The organism is Acidovorax sp. FHTAMBA, assembly GCF_038958875.1.
In the GTDB taxonomy this organism is placed as follows: Bacteria; Pseudomonadota; Gammaproteobacteria; order Burkholderiales; family Burkholderiaceae_C; genus Acidovorax.
This window is the reverse complement of record NZ_CP152407.1, coordinates 1055361-1074423: the sequence shown is the minus strand read 5'-3', so window position 1 is coordinate 1074423 and position 19063 is coordinate 1055361. Positions and strand designations below refer to the sequence as shown.

17 protein-coding genes and 1 other RNA gene are annotated in these 19063 nt (G+C 67.1%); 13 read left to right on the top strand and 5 right to left on the bottom strand.

The window, feature by feature from the left end:
* Nucleotides 1-26 precede the first annotated feature (26 nt).
* Nucleotides 27-716, bottom strand: a complete 690-nt coding sequence (locus AAFF19_RS04995) for a DUF484 family protein (protein ID WP_182118120.1) — start codon at nt 714-716, stop codon at nt 27-29.
* Entirely contained in the window at nt 713-1594 is an 882-nt protein-coding gene (gene dapF, locus AAFF19_RS04990; protein ID WP_182118119.1) for a diaminopimelate epimerase, read from the bottom strand. The genes AAFF19_RS04995 and dapF overlap by 4 nt, the downstream gene beginning before the upstream one ends.
* Before the next feature lie 114 nt (nt 1595-1708).
* On the opposite strand from dapF, the gene AAFF19_RS04985 reads away from it, so the two are divergent.
* On the top strand, nt 1709-2413 hold the full coding sequence (locus AAFF19_RS04985; protein WP_342721399.1) for a glutathione S-transferase N-terminal domain-containing protein: 705 nt from the start codon (nt 1709-1711) through the stop codon (nt 2411-2413).
* A gap of 24 nt (nt 2414-2437) precedes the next feature.
* Here the strand turns inward: AAFF19_RS04985 and AAFF19_RS04980 are convergent, their stop codons facing one another.
* The gene (locus tag AAFF19_RS04980; RefSeq protein WP_182118117.1) at nt 2438-3322 is read right to left on the bottom strand and encodes a LysR substrate-binding domain-containing protein; all 885 of its coding nucleotides are present in this window, start codon (nt 3320-3322) and stop codon (nt 2438-2440) included.
* 176 nt (nt 3323-3498) lie between these two features.
* Here AAFF19_RS04980 and AAFF19_RS04975 point away from each other — a divergent pair, with 176 nt between their 5' ends.
* From AAFF19_RS04975 to AAFF19_RS04950, 6 genes are all read left to right on the top strand, one after another.
* Complete coding sequence (locus AAFF19_RS04975; RefSeq protein WP_182118116.1) at nt 3499-4461, top strand: tripartite tricarboxylate transporter substrate binding protein; 963 nt, start codon at nt 3499-3501, stop codon at nt 4459-4461.
* Nucleotides 4462-4569: 108 nt separating this feature from the next.
* Nucleotides 4570-5322: an aspartate/glutamate racemase family protein gene (locus AAFF19_RS04970; RefSeq protein ID WP_008903747.1), complete on the top strand. Its 753-nt coding sequence runs from the start codon at nt 4570-4572 to the stop codon at nt 5320-5322.
* A gap of 71 nt (nt 5323-5393) precedes the next feature.
* Nucleotides 5394-7091: an MBL fold metallo-hydrolase gene (locus AAFF19_RS04965; RefSeq protein ID WP_342721398.1), complete on the top strand. Its 1698-nt coding sequence runs from the start codon at nt 5394-5396 to the stop codon at nt 7089-7091.
* Nucleotides 7092-7255: 164 nt separating this feature from the next.
* On the top strand, nt 7256-8050 hold the full coding sequence (locus tag AAFF19_RS04960; protein ID WP_182118114.1) for an rRNA pseudouridine synthase: 795 nt from the start codon (nt 7256-7258) through the stop codon (nt 8048-8050).
* 218 nt (nt 8051-8268) lie between these two features.
* Entirely contained in the window at nt 8269-9492 is a 1224-nt protein-coding gene (locus AAFF19_RS04955; RefSeq protein WP_182118378.1) for a YjgN family protein, read from the top strand.
* Nucleotides 9493-9494: 2 nt separating this feature from the next.
* Nucleotides 9495-10736 carry a M48 family metallopeptidase gene (locus AAFF19_RS04950; RefSeq protein WP_342721397.1) on the top strand — a complete coding sequence of 414 codons (1242 nt, stop codon included), beginning with the start codon at nt 9495-9497 and terminating at the stop codon, nt 10734-10736.
* 28 nt (nt 10737-10764) lie between these two features.
* Here the strand turns inward: AAFF19_RS04950 and rnpB are convergent.
* An RNA gene (gene rnpB / locus AAFF19_RS04945) (RNase P RNA component class A) lies at nt 10765-11200 on the bottom strand.
* 117 nt (nt 11201-11317) lie between these two features.
* Here rnpB and cysK point away from each other — a divergent pair.
* From cysK to AAFF19_RS04925, 4 genes are all read left to right on the top strand, one after another.
* Complete coding sequence (gene cysK / locus AAFF19_RS04940) at nt 11318-12235, top strand: cysteine synthase A (protein ID WP_342721396.1); 918 nt, start codon at nt 11318-11320, stop codon at nt 12233-12235.
* A 189-nt stretch (nt 12236-12424) separates the two neighbouring features.
* Nucleotides 12425-13207 carry an endonuclease/exonuclease/phosphatase family protein gene (locus AAFF19_RS04935; protein ID WP_342721395.1) on the top strand — a complete coding sequence of 261 codons (783 nt, stop codon included), beginning with the start codon at nt 12425-12427 and terminating at the stop codon, nt 13205-13207.
* Entirely contained in the window at nt 13204-14448 is a 1245-nt protein-coding gene (gene clsB, locus AAFF19_RS04930) for a cardiolipin synthase ClsB (RefSeq protein ID WP_342721394.1), read from the top strand. Before AAFF19_RS04935 ends, clsB begins: the two co-directional genes overlap by 4 nt.
* Before the next feature lie 28 nt (nt 14449-14476).
* On the top strand, nt 14477-15544 hold the full coding sequence (locus AAFF19_RS04925) for a lysylphosphatidylglycerol synthase domain-containing protein (RefSeq protein WP_342721393.1): 1068 nt from the start codon (nt 14477-14479) through the stop codon (nt 15542-15544).
* A 73-nt stretch (nt 15545-15617) separates the two neighbouring features.
* Here the strand turns inward: AAFF19_RS04925 and AAFF19_RS04920 are convergent, their stop codons facing one another.
* Nucleotides 15618-16229, bottom strand: a complete 612-nt coding sequence (locus AAFF19_RS04920; RefSeq protein WP_342721392.1) for a TetR/AcrR family transcriptional regulator — start codon at nt 16227-16229, stop codon at nt 15618-15620.
* A 100-nt stretch (nt 16230-16329) separates the two neighbouring features.
* On the opposite strand from AAFF19_RS04920, the gene AAFF19_RS04915 reads away from it, so the two are divergent.
* A complete protein-coding gene (locus AAFF19_RS04915) occupies nt 16330-17811 on the top strand; it encodes an efflux transporter outer membrane subunit (protein WP_342721391.1) in 1482 nt (493 codons plus the stop codon).
* 53 nt (nt 17812-17864) lie between these two features.
* A complete protein-coding gene (locus AAFF19_RS04910; protein WP_182118109.1) occupies nt 17865-19049 on the top strand; it encodes an HlyD family secretion protein in 1185 nt (394 codons plus the stop codon).
* Nucleotides 19050-19063: the final 14 nt, after the last annotated feature.

Below are 19063 nucleotides of genomic sequence, written 5' to 3'. Positions count from 1 at the left end.
CCGCTGGGGCTGTGGTGGCGCGCGGGCTACTTCAGCCGCAGCAGTGCAGCGCTGGCCAGCTCTGCCATGCGCGACAGGAAGTCCGTCCCCATCGTGGCGTCAAAACGCTGGGGGTCTTGCGAACCCAGCACCAGCAGGCCAAACGCAGGCGTGGCGCTGTCGATGGCGCCTTCGCGCAGCGGCAGCAGGGCCAGTGACTGGGCGGGCTCACCGGCCTCGTTGGCCAGCCAGGCGGCGGGTTCGAACCCCAGGTTGGGCCCGCAGAACGGCATGGTCAGCGACGAGGCAAAGGCACGGGCGTCTTCGCTGGCGCCCTGCGTGAAGTCGGCGTCGATGTACGGCGCAGCCACCTCCCACACGCGCACGGCCGCCTGGGGCACGTCGAACAGGGTGCGCACACCATCCACCACGGCCTGGGGCAGGTCGAACGGGTCGCGCACCTGCAGCAGGCTACCGGTCCACTGGTGCACCTTGTGGGCAATGGCGGCGTTTTCGCTGCTGTTGCGCACCATCTCCATGATGCGGTGCTCCAGGCCCTTGATCTTCTCGCGCAGCATTTCGGCCTGGCGCTCCTGCAGGCTCACGGCACGCGCGCCGTGCGGGCTGGTGATCTGCACGCTGGCCAGCACCTCCGCATGGCGCTCGAAGAAGCCCGGCGTGTTGGTGAGGAACTGGGCGATGTCGTCTTCGGTGATCGGTGGGATGTGGGACGTCATAGGAGGGTGTCAGGAATATCGATCTGGCCTTCGAACACCGTGGTGGCAGGGCCGGTCATGAAAACGGAATCGGTGTCGGCACCGCTCCAGGCAATGGTGAGGCGGCCGCCGCGCGTGTCCACCTGCACCTCGGGGTCGAGCAGGCCCAGGCGGATGCCGCTGACCACGGCGGCGCAGGCGCCGGTGCCGCAGGCCAGGGTTTCGCCCGTGCCCCGCTCGAACACGCGCAGACGCACGTGGGCGCGGTCCACAATCTGCAGGAAGCCCGCATTCACCCGCTGCGGAAACCGTGCATGGCGTTCGATGAGGGGGCCGGTTTCCTGCACGGGCGCGGTGTCCACGTTGTCCACCAGCTGCACGGCATGGGGGTTGCCCATCGACGCAACCGCTACCAAAACAGTAGCTACTGGCGCTTTACCATCAAGCGCCAGAGGCCATTTTTGCCCTGAACCCTGCGCCACGGGCGTGAGGCCGGTGGCATCAAAGGGCACCTGGGCAGGCTCGAACTGCGGCCGGCCCATGTCCACCGTGACGCGGCCGTCGGGCGTGAGGCGCGGGGCGATCACGCCACCTTGGGTCAACACGCGGATGGTGTCCTTGGCAGACAGGCCCTTGTCGTGCACAAAGCGCGCAAAGCAGCGGGCGCCGTTGCCGCACTGCTCCACCTCGCCGCCATCGGCGTTGTGGATCACGTATTCGAAGTCGATGCCCTCGGCAGGAGAAGGCCTGACAGTCAGGATCTGGTCTGCGCCCACACCGAAGTGGCGATCTGCCAGGAAGCGGTACTGGGCCGTGCTCAGCCCCAGGCGGCCCCGGGTTTCGTCGAGCACCACAAAGTCGTTGCCCGCGCCCTGCATTTTGGTGAAGCGAATCTGCATCCGCCGGATTATCGTCGCTGGGCCGCCAATGACCTCGGGCAGCGCCACTTGCCTTGGCGCGATAGGCTTGCACCCTTTCGCGCCACACAGGCCGCCACCAGCCAGGAGTCTTGAATGTCCGATCTTTCCACCTTTGCCATCACCCGCAAATGGCCCGCCCGGCACCCCGACCGTCTTCAGCTGTACTCGCTGCCCACGCCCAACGGCGTGAAGGTGTCGATTGCGCTCGAAGAGCTGGGCCTGCCCTACGAGGCCCACCTGGTGAGCTTTGACACCAACGACCAGATGTCGCCCGAGTTCCTGTCGCTCAACCCCAACAACAAGATCCCCGCCATCCTCGACCCGAACGGCCCCGGCGGCCAGCCCCTGGCGCTGTTCGAATCCGGCGCCATCGTGCTGTACCTGGCCGATAAAACCGGCCAGCTGATCCCCCAGGATGCCGCTGCGCGCTACGAAACCATCCAGTGGGTGATGTGGCAGATGGGCGGCCTGGGCCCGATGTTCGGCCAGCTCGGGTTCTTTCACAAATTTGCGGGCAAGGACTATGAAGACAAACGCCCGCGCGACCGCTACGTGGCCGAATCCAGCCGCCTGCTGGCCGTGCTGAACCAGCGCCTGGCGGGCCGCCAGTGGGTGATGGGCGACCAGTACACCATCGCAGACATCGCCATCCTGCCGTGGGTGCGCAACCTCATCGGCTTTTACGGCGCGGGCGACCTGGTGGAGTTTGGCCAGTTCACGCAAGTGCAGCGCGTGCTCGATGCCTTCGTGGCACGCCCGCCCGTGGCGCGGGGCCTCGCCATCCCGGCGCGGGACTGAGAGGCTCGCAGTCTTTCGCCGATGTCAGGCGGGCGGCGACACCGTCGCCATGACCCGGACAAACGCGGGCACCACACCCAGGGCGTCGTCGCGCCGCTGCACGGCATGCACATCGGCCCTGGGCGCCTTGGCACCCAGGGCCTTGAGCACCACGCGGTTGCCAAACAGCACGCCCATCGAGAGCGGAACCAGCGCCACCCCCAGCCCAGCGGCCACCAGGCTCAACACGGCCGCGAGCTCCACCGTGGTCTGGGCCACCCGGGGCGCAAAACCGGCCTGCACACAGCACTGCACCATGTACTCGGCGTGGGCGGATGAATCCCGGCGCAGCATCACAAAGCGCTCGCTGCGCAAATCCCGCAGCGCCAGCACCTTGCGCTTGGCCAGCGCGTGGTCGGGCGGCAAGGCGGCCACCACCGGGTCGGGCCACAGCAAGGTGCTTGCCAACTGGTCGTCGTTGACCGGTGTGCGGGCGATACCCACATCAATGCGCTTGTCGCGCAGGGCGCCAGGCTGCAGCGAAGGCTGCATTTCGTGCAGCACCACATCCACGCCCGGATAGTGCTGCCGGTAGCGCGCCAGCGCCTGGGGAAACGGCCCGAGAAAATGCGAGCCCGACAACCCCACCTCGATGCGCCCCGCCTGCCCCTGGCCAATGGCCGACACCCGCAGGCGCGCCGCATCCAGCCGCTCCAGCACGGCCCGCGCGTCCGCCAGATAGGACTGGCCCGCCAGCGTGAGCTCCACCCGGCGGCTGGTGCGCACAAACAGCTGCACGCCCAGCTCCGCTTCCAGCTGGGCGATCTGCAGGCTCAGCGGGGGCTGCGACACATGCAGGCGCCGTGCAGCTCGCGTGAAGCTCAGCTCTTCGGCCAGGGCAATGAAGTAACGCAGATGACGCAGTTCCATGGGGCGGCAGTCCTTGCGGCAGGGAAAAATTCAGACGGCGAAGGGCCGGGTGCGGCGCCGCGGCCCGTCTTGGCATCAATACCTGCAAGATATCAATCAAGACCAACAATATATTGGACTATTGGTTCACTTGTTTCCAGAATGGCACCACTACCAACACTTGGCGGAGACAAACCATGAAGATCGCACACGGCGTGCTGGCGGCCACCCTCGCGTTATGCGGACTGGCCCATGCACAGGACAACTATCCCAGCAAGGCCATCACGCTCACCGTGCCCAACCCGCCAGGCGGCGTGGTGGACACCTCGGCGCGGCTGCTGAACGAACCGCTCGCACGCATCCTGGGACAACCCGTGGTGATCGACAACAAGGCCGGGGGCAGCGGCAACGTGGCCTATGGTGCTGTGGCCCGGGCCAAGGCCGACGGCTACAACCTGCTCATCTCGTACTCGGCCTACCATGTGGGCAACCCGGCGCTGTCGCCCACCCTGCCCTGGGAGGCCAAGGACTTTGCCCCGGTGGCACTGCTCACCGTGGCCACCAACGTGATTGCTGCGCACCCCTCGGTGCCGGGCAACAACCTCAAGGAGTTCATTGCCCATCTCAAGGCCAACCCCGGCAAGGTCAACTACGCATCTCAGGGCAACGGCTCGCTCTCGCACATCGGCACCGAGATCTTCAAGCAGCAAAGCAGCACCTTCATGACCCATATCCCCTACCGCGGCTCCGGCCCGGCCGTGGGGGATGTGCTGGCAGGGCAGGTGCAGGTGTTCATCACCACGCCGCCCTCCGTGATGCAGCATGTGCTGAACGGCAAGCTCAAGGCCTTTGCCGTGACCAGCGCCAAGCGCCACCCCGGCCTGCCCAACGTGCCCACGGTGGCCGAGGCCGGTATGCCGGACTTCAAGCTGGAGGCCTGGGTGGGCCTGTTTGCCCCCGCCGCCACACCACCGGCCGTGATTGCCAAACTGACTGCGGACGTGAAAAAGGCGCTGGAGCTGCCAGAAACCCGCCAGCGCGCCGACGCCGCCGGGATCGAACTGCGCTACCTGCCACCCGAGGCGCTGGGCGATCTGGTCAAGACAGAAACCGCCTACTGGGCCAAGACCATCAAGGCCGCCGGCATCAAGGCCGACTGACCCCACGGGCGCCTGCGCGCCCCTCCCCTCCCCCGTAGCGCCCCGCGCCGTTCCACGCTTGCAACGGTGCCGGCGGCGCCACGCCTTTTTCCTTTCTTGAAGACCACCATGCAACGCAGCTACCGCATCGGGCAGATCGTGCCCAGCTCCAACACCACGATGGAAACCGAAATCCCCGCCATGCTGCGCGCCCGCGAGCAGGTGCTGCCCGAGCGCTTCAGTTTCCATTCCAGCCGCATGCGCATGCAAAAAGTCACCAAGGAGGAGCTGGCCGCGATGGACCGCGACTCCGACCGCTGCGCCCTGGAGCTGTCGGACGGCAAGATGGACGTGATGGGTTACGCCTGCCTGGTGGCCATCATGAGCATGGGCCTGGGCTACCACCGCGCCTCCGAAAAGCGCCTGCACGACATCACGGTGGCCAACGGCAAGCCCGCGCCCGTGGTGTCGAGTGCCGGCGCCCTGGTGGACGGCCTCAAGGCCATGGGGGCCAAAAAGGTCTCGATCCTCACGCCCTACATGAAGCCGCTGACCGGGTTGGTGGCACAGTACATCGAGCACGAAGGCATCGAGGTGCATGACAGCCTGTCCCTCGAAATCCCCGACAACCTGCAGGTGGGCGCACAGGATCCTGCCGCGCCCGCGCAGATCGTGCAGCGGCTGGACACGCGCGGCGTGGACGTGGTGGTCATCTCGGCCTGCGTGCAGATGCCCTCGCTGGCCTCCGTGCAGGTGGCGCAAGACCAGCTGGGCATCCCCGTCGTGTCTGCGGCCGTTTGCACCACCTGGGCGATGCTCCGGCGCCTGGGCCTTCAGACCCAGGTGCCGAATGCCGGGGAGCTGCTGTCGGGCCGATACTGAACGCGGCACGGGGTTGACGGTGCGGCGTGGGGGCAGGCCGCACGCACCGGCGAAAACTCGATAATCGCCCGATGCCCCGCACCAGCCAACACCTGCACCCCCACCGCGAACCCGTAGCCACCCGCCCCGCCGCCACCGTGCTGCTGCTGCGCGATGCGCCCGATGACGGTGGGCTCGAAGTCCTGATGACCCGGCGTTCGGACAAGGCCAGCTTTGCGCCAGGCGCCTATGTGTTCCCCGGCGGCGGCATCGACGCGCTGGACGCTGCGCCCGTCACCCACGCCGTGGCCCACCGCCGCCCGGCGCAGAGCGACCTGCACCTGACGCAGGCCATCGCCGCCATCCGCGAGAGCTTTGAAGAACTGGGCGTGCTGCTGGCCCGCCATGCCGACGGCCCCCGCAAGGGCCTGATGGCAGACGCCGACGACATCGCCGCCATCGACCGCCACCAGCCCTTTGCCGCGCAGTGCGCTGCACGGGGCCTGCGCCTGGCGGCCGATGCGGTGTACCTGCTGGCCCACTGGACGGCCGACCGCGACCTGGCACGCCGCTTTGAGGTGCCCTTTCTGGTGGCACGCATGCCCGAGGGCCAGGAGCCCGTGGCGGACGAGTCCGAACAGTTCGAGCCCGTGTGGGTGCGGCCGGCAGATGCACTGGCGCGACACGAGGCGGGGCAGTTCTTCATGATCTTCCCCACCATCCGCACCCTGCAGCGGCTGGCAAAGTTCGCCAGCACCCAGGCCGTGCTGGACGCCCTGGCGCACGAGCAGCCCCTGTGGGTGAGCTGCCCGCGCGCAGGCCTGCTGGCAGGCAAGGAAGCGCGCTACATGGAGGACGAAATGCCCTTTGGCGAGCTCGCCCTGGTCTGCCCCGACGGCCAGATCGTGCACCCGCTGGACTGGCAGACCGAGCGCCCCGTGCCACTGCTGCGTAACGTGCAGCGCATGACGGCGCCCAACCCCGGCGTGATGACCGGCCCTGGCACCAACAGCTATCTGGTGGGCGACCCGGCCACAGGCTTCATCGCCATCGACCCTGGCCCGGCCGACGCCGAGCACCTGGACAAGCTCTGGCGCGCGGCGGGGGGCGACATCCGCATGATCGTGTGCACGCATTCGCACCCCGACCACTCGCCGGGCGCCGCACCGCTGCAGGCCATGTGCGTGCAGGCAGGCAAGGCCCGCCCACCCATTCTGGGCCTGCCGTCGGCACCCACAGCGCGTGCCGCCAGCGAGTTCACGCCCGACAGACCGCTACAAAATAATGAGCTGCTGGCGCTTACTGGACAAGCGCCAGATGGCAAAATGACCCATACCCTGCAGGTGATACACACCCCCGGCCATGCGGCCAACCACCTGTGCCTTGTGCTGGTGGAAGACGGCCTGCTGTTCAGCGGCGACCACATCCTGAACGGCAGCACCACGGTGATTGACCCGCCCGACGGCAACATGGCCGACTACCTCGACTCGCTGGACCGGCTCGATGCGGTCTGCGCCGAGCACGGTGTGGAATTCATCCTGCCCGCCCACGGCTACGTGCTCGGTGGGCCGGTTCACGCGGCGCGCAACGCCATCGCCAAGCTCAAGGCCCACCGCCTTGCGCGCGAAGCCAAGGTGCTGGCCGCCATGCAGGCAATGCCGCAGGGCAGCGTTCAGGAGTGGGTGCAACATGCCTACGACGACGTGCCACCGCGCATGTGGCCCGTGGCCCAGCGCTCGCTGCTGGCACATGTAGAGCGCATCCGCGCCCAGCAGCCCGGAAACAATTGACGCACCAACGCCCTCTTTTCAAATCATCAGAACCCCATCACGCTGAGCTTGCGAAGCGCCGCGCAATGCTTCGACAAGCTCAGCACGAACGGCCCATTCCTGTTTTGACGACGGAACAACACACCTGCGCCGAGCTCGCAACATTCACTGATCGCCACCCTTCAATGACCGACAAGAACCCCGACCCCACCCACATCCGCCTGGCCAAACGGGTGGCCGAACAACTGAACTGCTCGCGCAGCACGGCCGAGCAATTCATCGAGGGCGGCTTTGTGAGTGTGGACGGCCGCGTGGAAGAAGCCCCCGGTGCGCGCGTGCGCCCCGACCAGGCCGTGACGGTGGCAAAAGACGCCAGCCTGCTGGAGCTCACCCCGGTCACCTTGCTGCTGCACAAGCCTGCGGGGTTTGAAGCCGGCCTGGGTCTGCCAAGCGCACCCACAGGGCAGGCGGCCCACGCCAGCCGCAGCCAGGGCGCGACGCCCGCCACCACGCTGCTGGGCGCAGCATCGCACCTGGCCGAGGACGCCTCGGGCATCCGCGTGCTGCAGCGCCACTTCAAGCAGCTCGAATGCTTTACGCCGCTGCCCACCGAAGCCAGTGGCCTCGTGGTGTACACGCAGGACAAGCGCATCGCACGCAAGCTGGCCGAAGACATCGAGTCGCTCGAGCAGGAATGCATCGTCGAGGTCAAGGGCGACATCGCGCCCAATGGCCTGCAGCGCCTGTGCCACGGCCTCACCTTCAACGGCCGCCCGCTGCCCCCCATCAAGGTGAGCTGGCAAAGCGAGACCAAACTGCGCTTTGCGCTCAAGGGCATCCGCCCCGGCCAGATACCGGCCATGTGCGAGGCCGTGGGCCTGCAGGTCGTGGCCCTCAAACGCATCCGCATCGGCCGCGTGCCACTGGCCAAAGTGCCCGAGGGGCAGTGGCGCTACTTGCAGGGGTGGGAGAAGTTTTGAGCCCCGCTGCCCCGCCCCCCCGGCGCCTGCCGCCTGAAGGGGCGGCATCTGCGTAGCGGATAGCTATGATAAACATAGCTGCCCGCGCTTTACAGACAAGCGCCAGCTGCCCATTTGGCTTGATGTTTTCCGCCCAGAGGCCACTGCTACACTGCGCGGCAAACAGGAGGGAGCTCATGAGCCAGGTTCTACAAGACAACGACAGCGCCGCTGGGCCGATGTCCACCTTCATGCCGCAGAACATCGACGCGCATCCGCTCGAGTTCACGGGCAGCGGCGGCGAGTACTTTCGCGTGTGGATCGTCAACGTGTTGCTCAGCATCATCACGCTGGGCATCTACACCCCCTGGGCCCGGCGCCGCACCGCCCAGTATTTCTACAGCCACACCCTGGTGGCCGGCAGCCCGCTCGAATTCACCGCGCAGCAGCGCAAGATGGTGATGGGCTTTGTGCTGCTGATGCTGATCACCCTGGCCTACAACATTGCCGCCAACACGGGGCAGGACACGGCGGTGGGCCTGTTCCTGCTGGCGGGCGCGGTGCTGGCCCCCTTCATCTGGGGGAGTGCCATGCGCTTTCGCCTGGGCGCCACCCGATGGCGCGGGCTGCGGCTGCAGTTCACGGCCAGCTGGAAGGAGGTCTACCTGGCCAGCTGGCCCGTGTTTGCGCTGGCACTGGTGTGGTTTGGCGTGTTCTACGGCCTGCAGGTGCTGTCGCCCGAGCTGACCGATGCCTTGCAGGAAGCCGAAGAGGAAACCCGCCGCAAGCTGCCCACCTTCACGCCCGCCATGGCCGCCCTGCTGGTGCTGGGCCTGGTGCTAACGGTGCTGTGCTTCATCCGGCTGGAATACAACTACAAGAGCCTGCTGGTGCTCAAAGCCCAGGTGGGCAATGAAAAAGGCCGGTGGAAACCGGTGTACATGGATTTCGTCAAGATCTGGCTGGCCACCGTGCTGGTGTTCATCGTGTGTGTGGTGAGCCTGTCGCTGCTGATCAGCGTGCTGGCAGGCGGCTCGGTGGCGCTGGTGGCGGGGCTGGGCAAGCGCCTGGGTTTCTGGATGTTTGTGATCATCATCGCGGCCATCGTGGGGGGCATCTTTCTGATGTTCCTCGCCTCGGCCCCCGCCCGCGCCTACCGCGAGGCGCGCATGTTCCAGCTGATGTGGAACAACATCGGCGTGAGCCACGTGGCGCGCTTCAAGTGCCATCTGGCCAGCGGCAGCTATGTGTGGCTGCGCATCCGCAACATGTTCCTCACCCTCATCACGCTGGGGCTCTACCGCCCCTTTGCACGGGTGAGTGAGTACCGCATGAAATGCGAATCCGTCACCCTGCACGTCAAGGGCGGTGTGGAGCAGGTCACCGGCGCCATGGTGCGCCAGCAGCAGGGCGGCCTGGGCGATGCGCTGGCGGATGCCGCTGGCCTCGATCTGATCGGCTGAACATGTCGGTCCCCGAGCACGCCGCGCTCGTCCCAGGGCGCTGGTTTGACGGCCACAGCAGCAAGGCCCGGCCGGTGATGGTGAGCCTGCTGCCCACGCCGCAGGGACCATCGCTGACATTGCACCCGCTCGCGCAGGCCGGGGCGGAACCTGTGGTTTTCGCCTGGAAGGACGTCGTGTGGCCGGAAGCCTGGAACGAACGCCGCCCCCAGGTGCGCGTGGTGGTGGACCTGCGCGACCATGGCAGCCTGGAGATCGACGCAGTGACCCAATGGCGCGCCGCCCTGGCAGCAGCAGGCGAGCGCCCCGGCATTGCCCAGCGCATGCAGACCCGCTGGCCGGTGCTGCTGGGCGTGGCGGCCGCTGCCGTGGTTGGCCTCACGCTGTTCTACCGCTACGGCACGCCGTGGGCCGCCACGCGGATCACACGGTTTGTGCCCCTGACCTGGGAGACCAGCGTGGCCGAGAACGTCCTGCAGCAGATGGACGACGGCACACTCAAACCCAGCAAGCTCCCGCCCGAACGCCAAGCCCAATTGAAGGCCCGCTTTGAGACCCTGGTGCAGCACACCTCCGCCACGTTGCACCGCTACCCCGGCTACAAGCCACCGCTCACGCTCGAGTTCCGCTCAGGCATGGGCGCCAACGCCTTTGCGCTGCCCGGCGGCAAGGTGGTGATGACCGATGGCATCGTCAAAGCCGCAGCCGAAAAAGGCCTGCCCGATGACGCCCTGGTGGGCGTGCTGGCCCACGAAATTGGCCACGTGGTGTACCGCCACACCACCCGCATGGTGGTGGAACAGGGCGTGCTCAACATGGGCCTTGGCCTTGCGCTCGGGGATGTGTCGGCCATCGTGTCCACCGGCGCATCGGTGCTCACCGGCCTGGCCTACAGCCGCAACCATGAGCGCGAGGCAGACTGCTACGCCATCGCCCTCATGGGCCAGGCAGCGCTGCCGACAGCGCCCATGGGCAAGCTGCTGCTGGCCATTGCGAAGGACGAAGCGGACGACGAAGAAGTCGAAAAAGGGGCCCGCAAGAAAGAAGACAAAGCAGGCCAGAACAGTGCCGCCACCACAGCGGGCGAACCCGCCGCCAGCAGCCCCGAACCCTCGCGCGGGCGACAGACGAAGCAAGAGGAAGTGCCGCACCCGGCCTGGTCACTGTTGAGCAGCCACCCCGATACGGTAGCGCGGGCTGGCGAACTGGAACGCGGGCACGCGCCCCACTGCCCCAACAACTGAGTGCGCCCAACGCGTCAAGAATGAATAAGTGTGAAGCGCGCCGATAAGCCGGATTCTGTGCACCACGGTTGCCCGCAGTGTGACCGCCATTAATCTGGGCCGGGTGTCGCCACCACGGCTCGGTGCTACCTACCCGCCAGCTCTGCGGAACCACATCAACGCTGGCCTACTTGGTATTGCTGCGCGTAGAGATTGCCCGTTTCACCCAAGTCGCGTTCCGCGCCTTGGGCGGCTATGGGGCTTCAGGCTTGCGCCCGAGCGTCTGGCTTACGCCAGCCGGTGCCAGCTTGCGCTGGCCCCCCATAGAACACCCTTGGTGGCTGAAAACGACCTGACTCGTCTCTGTTGCTCTGATCCTCACCTCACGGTGGGCAGCCGTTAGCTGCTACGCTGTCCTGTGCAGTCCGGACGTTCCTCCAGTGCCTGGTTTCCCAGATTGCACCAGCGGCGGTCTGGCGCGCTTCACGGGGTGGATTATCGCTGCTTCGGCATATCCGGCATATCCATATGGCGCCTCAGAAGAACAATCGGGTCAGAATGCGCACCACACCCTTTTGTCTTTGCACCTCACAGGAGACGCCATGAAAGTTGACAACATTCTGCAAACCATCGGCAACACGCCCCACGTGCGCATCAACCGCCTGTTTGGCGCGGGTGCCAACGTGTGGGTGAAGTCCGAGCGCAGCAACCCCGGCGGCTCCATCAAGGACCGCATTGCGCTGGCCATGGTGGAAGACGCCGAAAAATCGGGTGCCCTCCAGCCCGGCGGCACCATCATCGAGCCCACCAGTGGCAACACCGGTGTGGGCTTGGCCGTGGTTGCGGCCGTCAAGGGCTACAAGCTCATCCTGGTGATGCCCGACAGCATGAGCATCGAGCGCCGCCGCCTGATGCTGGCCTATGGTGCGCAGTTCGACCTGACACCGCGCGAAAAAGGCATGAAGGGCGCGATTGCCCGCGCGCAGGAGCTGCAGGCGCAGACGCCGGGGTCGTGGATTCCGCAGCAGTTCGAGAACCCCGCCAACATCGACGTGCACGTGCGCACCACGGCGCAGGAGATCCTGGCCGACTTCCCCGACGGGCTGGATGCGCTCATCACCGGCGTGGGCACGGGCGGGCACCTCACCGGCACGGCACGCGTGCTGAAAGCCAAGTTCCCCCACCTCAAGGTGTTTGCGGTGGAGCCCACGGCGTCGCCCGTGATCTCGGGCGGCGCGCCCTCGCCCCACCCCATCCAGGGCATTGGCGCGGGCTTTGTCCCCAAGAACCTGGACACCAGCCTGCTCGACGGCGTGATTCAGGTCGATGCCGAGCCGGCCCGCGAATACGCACGCCGCTGCGCGCGCGAAGAAGGGATTCTGGTGGGCATTTCTTCGGGTGCCACGCTGGCCGCCATTGCGCAAAAGCTGCCGGAGCTGCCCGCGGGCGCCAAGGTGCTGGGCTTCAACTACGACACGGGCGAGCGGTATCTGTCGGTGGAAGGTTTCCTGCCGGTGTAAACACTGCGGCATGAGTCCAGCAGATGAAACGGGGCCGAGCGGCCCCGTTTTTACGCCCGCCGCACACAAAACCACGGCCAGCCGTCCTACAGCGGTCACGTGGCCCGGCTCAAACAATGGAGGCATCCCCCGGCCCGTCCCTGGTGACGATTTCGCCAGGGAGCCACTCCACAGATTGTCTGACTGCCCATGGCCAACACCGCCACCACTGCCGTTACAACTCCACAGCCCATCGCGTTCAAGGTCCTTACCGTCAACGTGCACAAGGGCTTCACCACCTTCAACCGGCGTTTCATGCTGCATGAGCTGCGTGACGCGGTGCGCGATGTGGCGGCAGACCTGGTGTTCCTGCAAGAGGTACTGGGTACACACCACCGCCACGCCAGCCGCTTTGCCAATTTTCCGCAAGTTCCGCACTACGAATTTCTGGCCGACACCATCTGGTCGCAGTACGCCTATGGCCGCAATGCGGTGTATGACAACGGCGACCACGGCAATGCGCTGTTGTCCAAGTTCCCCATCACGCACTACGAAAACCACGACATTTCGGTGAGCGGGCCAGAGCGGCGCGGCATGTTGCACTGTGTGCTGCAGCCACCGGGGCACCACCTGCCCGTGCACGCAGTGTGTGTGCACCTGGGCCTGCAGGAGTCGCACCGCCAGCAGCAGCTGCGGCGCGTGTGCGATCTGGTCAACAGCTTTCCGGCTCGCGAGCCCGTGGTGCTGGCGGGCGACTTCAATGACTGGCGCAACCGGGCCCACGAAGTGCTGCAACGCGAGGCCGGCCTGCAGGAGGTGTTCGTGCATGCCTTCGGCCGCGCGGTGCGCACCTTCCCGGCCTCCATTCCGCTGCTGGCATTGGACCGGATCTATGTGCGCAATGCGGGCGTGCATGCGCCCCTCGCATTGCCCAGAAAACCCTGGGACAAGCTGTCCGACCATGCCCCTCTTGCTGCGGAGATCCTGCTATGAAACGCCCTTTCAGACTGCCCCGCTCCTCCCGCTGGGTTCCGGGCAACCATTTCGAGCTGCTGGAAAACGGTGAAGAATTCTTCCCCCGCGTCTTTGGCGCCATCGCCCAGGCCCGGCGCGAGGTGATGCTGGAGACTTTCATCCTCTTTGAAGACAAGATCGGCAAGGAGCTGCACACCGCCCTGCTCGCTGCTGCACAGCGCGGGGTGGAAGTGCATGTGCTGGTGGACGGCTTCGGCTCGCCCGATCTGTCGGACGACTATGTGGGCAGCCTGGTGGAAGCCGGGGTGCAGTTCCGCATCTTCGACCCCGGCCGCCGGTTTCTGGGGCAACGGCTGAACCTGCTGCGCCGCATGCACCGCAAGATCGTGGTGGTGGATGGTGAGCTGGGCTTCATCGGGGGCATCAACTACTCCGCCGACCACGTTCTGGACTTTGGCCCCGAGGCCAAGCAGGACTACGCGGTGCAGGTGCGCGGCCCCATCGTGGCGCAGATGCACCACTTCACCCGCGAAGCCGTGCTTGACCGCGCACACCACAAACGCCACCGCGCAGCCGGCGTGACCGGGCGGCCCCACGCGGGCACGGCGCACGCCATGTTCGTCACGCGCGACAACCAGCAGCACACCAGCGACATCGAGCGCCACTACCGCGTGGCGCTGCGGGCCGCTCGCCAGCGCGTGGTGATTGCCAATGCCTACTTTTTCCCGGGGTACCGTTTCATCCGCGAGATGCGGCGCGCGGCCCGGCGCGGGGTGGATGTGCGCATCATCCTGCAGGGCCAGCCCGACATGCCGATCGTGAAAACCGCAGCGAGCCTGCTGTACGACCACCTGCAGCGCGCTGGCGTACGCATCTACGAATACTGCGACCGCCCGCTGCACGGCAAGGTGGCGCTGGTGGATGACGAATGGTCCACCGTGGGGTCGAGCAACCTGGACCCGCTGAGCCTGTCGCTGAACCTGGAAGCCAACGTGATCATCCAGGACCGCAGCTTCAACGCCCAGCTGTACCGCCGCCTCGCGCATCTCATGGACAACAGCTGCAAGCAGATTGAAGCCGTGCCACCGAGCCGCTGGGACGGTTTGCGCCTGGTGCGCAGCTATGCAGTGTTCCACCTGATTCGCTGGTTCCCCGCTTGGGCGGGCTGGTTGCCCAGGCACGAGCCCACCATCGCGCTGGCCAACCCCGGCACCGCCGGTGCGGCACCCGGCGAGCCTGCCAGCAGCCACGCCACCTGACGGCAACGGCACGAACCCAGCGCACGCCATGGCCACGCCCAGCCTGATCGCAGACTCCGACACCGGCGGCCGCCCCCGCAGCGGAGGCAAGGCCCGGCACAGCGGCAGCGCGCGCGGCTGGCGCAACTGGCCTGAGCAGGCCTGGTGGCCCTGGGCCACCCGCGCGGTGGCCGCAAGCTTTTTTGCCGTGGTGGCGTGGCTGATCTTTCAGCAGGCGCGCACCGTGGACTGGCCTGCCGTGCTGCAGGCGCTGCGTGATTTGCCTGCGAGTGCGCTGGCGGTGGCGGGCGGACTCGCTCTGGTGAGTCACTTCACCTATGGCACGTTCGATTGGGTGGGCCGCCATTGCAGCGGCCACCGGCTCTCGCGGCCCGCCACGCTTGCCATCGCCATGACGAGCTATCCGTTCACGCTCAACCTGGGCTCGCTGATTGGCGGCGTGGGTGTGCGCTACCGGCTGTACGCCCGGCGGGGCGTTGATCCCGGCACGATTGGCCAGGTGGTGGGCACGAGCATCGTGACCAACTGGCTGGGCTACCTGCTGCTGGCGGGGGTGCTGGCGTGGCTGTGGCAGCCGCCCCCCGTGGCGGGATGGGCGGTGACTGCCTGGCAATGGCGCCTGGGTGGCACCGTGCTGGGGTGCCTGCCGGTGGCCTATGTGGCCCTGTGCGCGGTGCGCAGTGGCCGCGCGCTCACGCTGCGCGGCCGTGAGTTCCCGCTGCCGCGCTGGCCCGTGGCGCTGTGGCAGGTGGCTGTATCGGCCACCAACTGGATGCTGATGGGTGCCGCGCTGTGGACGGTGCTGCAAGGCCAGGTCAGCTACCCCGCCGCCCTGGCCACCGTGTTGCTGGGCGCGGTGGCCGGGCTGGTGCTGCGCGTGCCTGCGGGCCTGGGCGTGCTGGAGGCGGTGGGGGTGGCGCTGCTGGCCGCCGGATCGCTGGGGCAGGAAGAAGTGCTGGCCGCGCTGCTGGCCTACCGGGCGCTGTACTACTTCGGGCCGCTGGTGCTGGCAGCCGTGGCGTTTGGCGCGGCAGAGCTGCGCTGGCGCCAGCATTCGGCCAGCCACGACAAGGCGCCTTCAGCTGAGAGAATATGATTCAAAAGTGCTTCTAACGCTTATACATCATGCGTCTATAGCTATAAAAACAGGAGCTTTTTAGTTCCTTTTTTTACGCCTGCACCGGCCCGTACGCCGCCATGAATGCGGCCACCGCGCGATGCACCGTGTCGTTGATGTCCTGGGCCGATATTGGCTCCAGGGTCTGGAACAAAAAACGGTCCAGCCATTCGGCCTCCAGCAGGCCGCGCAGGTGCAGGGCAGCGATGCGGGCATCGGCCTGGCGCAGCTGGCCCTTGTCCATGGCGTGCTGCAGGAACACTGCCATCGCCGCTTCGTTGCGCGCGGGCCCCAGTTCGTAGCATTTTTTGCCCAGGTCAGACCGCCCGGCCTCGGCCACGACGAGGCGGCGCACCGCCTGCACCTGCGGTGAATAGAGCAGCGTGAGCAGGCCCCGGCCGAACTTTTGCAGCGCCTCGGATATGCACTCCACGGTCGCGTCCAGGGCTTGCAGGCTGGCCTGGAACTCTGCCTCGGTGGCCTCGAACACCACGGCCGAGAACAGCTCTTCCTTCGACGCAAAGTAGTTGTACAGCGTGGCCTTCGAATACCCCAGGCGCTCGCAGATGGCGGCCATGGTGGTGCGCTCGAACCCCGTTTCCTGAAAAACCTCGGCGGCGGCGTCCAGGATGGCCTGGCGCCTTGTTTCGGTTTTTGCGCGCATGTCAACTCCTTTATTTTTGAACCAATGAGTTCAGTTTAGCTTGAATTCGCCCAAAACCAAAGCTAAACTAAACCGATCAGTTCATTTAAATGGAATCCCGATGCACCACCGCAGCACGCCGCCCTCGCCCGCCTTGCACAGGCTGCGCATGCCCTTGTCCGCCCTGGGCGCAGCCCTGTTTCTGGCCGGTTGCGCCCAGTTGCCGGACCTGGGCGCCACGCCCCAGCCCAAGTCGGCGCAGGCCTTCCAGTCCAGCGCATCCTTGACCGCACCCAGTGCCCAGTGGCCCGCCGAGCAGTGGTGGACGGCCTATGGCGACGCCCAGCTCAACGCGCTGATCGCCGAAGCGCTGGCCGATGCGCCCGACCTGGCCGCCGCCGCCGCGCGCCTGCAGCGCGCCGATGCCGTCATGCAGATCACCGGCGCCGCCAGCAAGCCACAGGTCAGCGCCCATGCCTCCGTGACGGGCGACAAGCTCAGCTATAACCACCTGATCCCACGCTCCCCCGCCACCGAGGGCCTGAACGACTACGGCCGCGCCACGCTGGATGTGCGCTGGGAGCTGGACTTCTGGGGCAAGAACCGCGCCGCGCTGGCCGCTGCCACGGCCGACGTGGAAGCCAGCCGTGCCGAACTGGCGCAGGCGCGCCTGTGGCTGGCCGCCGGCGTGGCGGCGAACTATGCCGAACTGAGCCGCCTGCACGCCAACCGCGACACCGCCGCCCGCGCGCTGGAGATTCGCCAGAAAACCGCCAGCCTGTTCACCCAGCGCTTTGACAACGGGCTGGAAACGCGCGGCGGCCTGCGCAATGCCGACGCCCGCCGCGCCGTGGCCGAAGGCGAGCTGCTGGCGCTGGACGAGCAGATCGCGCTGCAACGCAACCGCCTGGCGGCCTTGCTGGGCGCCGGGCCGGACCGCGCACTGTCGATTGCCGCGCCCACTTTGAAGCTCGACCGCGCCTTCGGCCTGCCCGCGGAAATATCGGCCGACCTGCTGGGCCGCCGCCCGGATGTGGTGGCCGCGCGCCTGCGCACCGAGGCGCTGGGCAGTCGCATCGAGCAGAAAAAGGCCGAGTTCTACCCCAACGTCAATCTGTCGGCGCTGATCGGCGTGCAGTCGCTCGGGCTGGACATGCTGGCCAAGGGCGGCTCGGGCATTGCCAGCTTTGGCCCGGCGATTTCGCTGCCGATCTTCAGCGGTGGCCGCCTGCAGGGCGAGCTGCGCGGTGCACATGCCAGCTATGCCGAAGCCGTGGCCCAGTACAACGCCACCGTGGCCCGCGCGCTGCAGGACGTGGCCGACAACGCCATCCGCCAGAAGGCCCTGGGCCAGCGCCTGGGCAAGGCGCAAGAAGCCGTGGACGCCGCCACCGAGGCGCACCGCGTGGCCCGCAACCGATACGAAGGCGGCCTGGCCACCTACCTCGAAGTGCTCACCGCCGAAGACGGCCTCCTGGGCGCCCTGAGCGCCCAGACCAACCTGCGCTCGGCGTCGTTCACGCTCGACCTCGGCCTGCAGCGGGCACTGGGTGGCGGCTACCAGACAGCCCCCGCCAGCACCATCGCCAGTGCGCGCAAGTAAGCGCCCCACACCCGCCACGCCCGGCCCCCAAGAACATCGAACAAGGAATTCCCATGTCTGAAAACAACACCCTGTCTGCCGCTGATGCCATCGTCAAAAAGCGCCGAAACGCCCGCCTGGCCCTGCTGGGCGGCGTGGTGGTGCTGGCCGCAGTGGGCTCCACCGCCTACTGGAAGCTGCACGCCTCGCATTTCGTCTCCACCGACAACGCCTACGCCGCGGCGGAAGTGGCGCAGATCACGCCGTCCGTCGGCGGCACCGTGCTGGAGGTGAAGGTGAGCGACACCGACGCGGTGAAGGCGGGCGACGTGTTGCTGGTCATCGACCCCACCGACGCCCAGCTGGCCGTCGCCCAGGCCACGGCCGAACTCGACCGCGCCACCCGCCGCGTCAAAAGCTACATGGCCAACGACACCAACCTGAGCGCGCAGATCAGCGCCCGCGAGGCCGACGCCCAGCGCGCCAGCGCCCAGCTGGCCGCTGCCCAGGCCGACTTCGAGCGCGCCAAGGTGGACTTGCAACGCCGCCAGGCTTTGGTCGCTTCAGGCTCGGTGTCGGGCGATGAGCTGACGCGCGCCAAGAACGGTTTTGACGCCGCCACCGCCCAGCTGGCCGCCGCCAAGGCCGCCGCCGCACAGGTCACCGCCAACCAGCGCTCGGCCGTCGCGGCCAAGGAGGCCAATGCGGCCCTCATCAGCCACAGCACCGTGGACACCAACCCCGAAGTGCAGGCGGCCCGTGCCCGCCTCGACCAAGCCAGGGTGGACCTGGCGCGCACCGTGATCCGCGCGCCGCTCGACGGCGTGGTGGCCCAGCGCAGGGTGCAGCTGGGCCAGCGCGTGCAGCCCGGTATGCCGCTGATGGCGGTGGTGCCCGTGCAGGAGATCTATGTGGACGCCAACTTCAAGGAAGTGCAACTGGAAAAAGTGCGCGTCGGTCAGAGCGTGAAGCTGCACGCCGACATCTACGGCAAGGGCGTCACCTACCAGGGCGTGGTGGAAGGCTTCTCGGGCGGCTCGGGCTCGGCCTTTGCCGCCATTCCGGCGCAGAACGCCACGGGCAACTGGATCAAGGTGGTGCAGCGCCTGCCCGTGCGCGTCAAGCTCGATGCGGCCGAACTGCAGGCCAACCCGCTCAAGGTGGGCCTGTCGATGAGCGCCGAGATTGACACGCGCACCGGCGACAGGCAGGCCACGGCCGCCGCCTCTGCGCAAGCCCCGCGCACGGCTGCAAACTGAGCGGGACCGACACC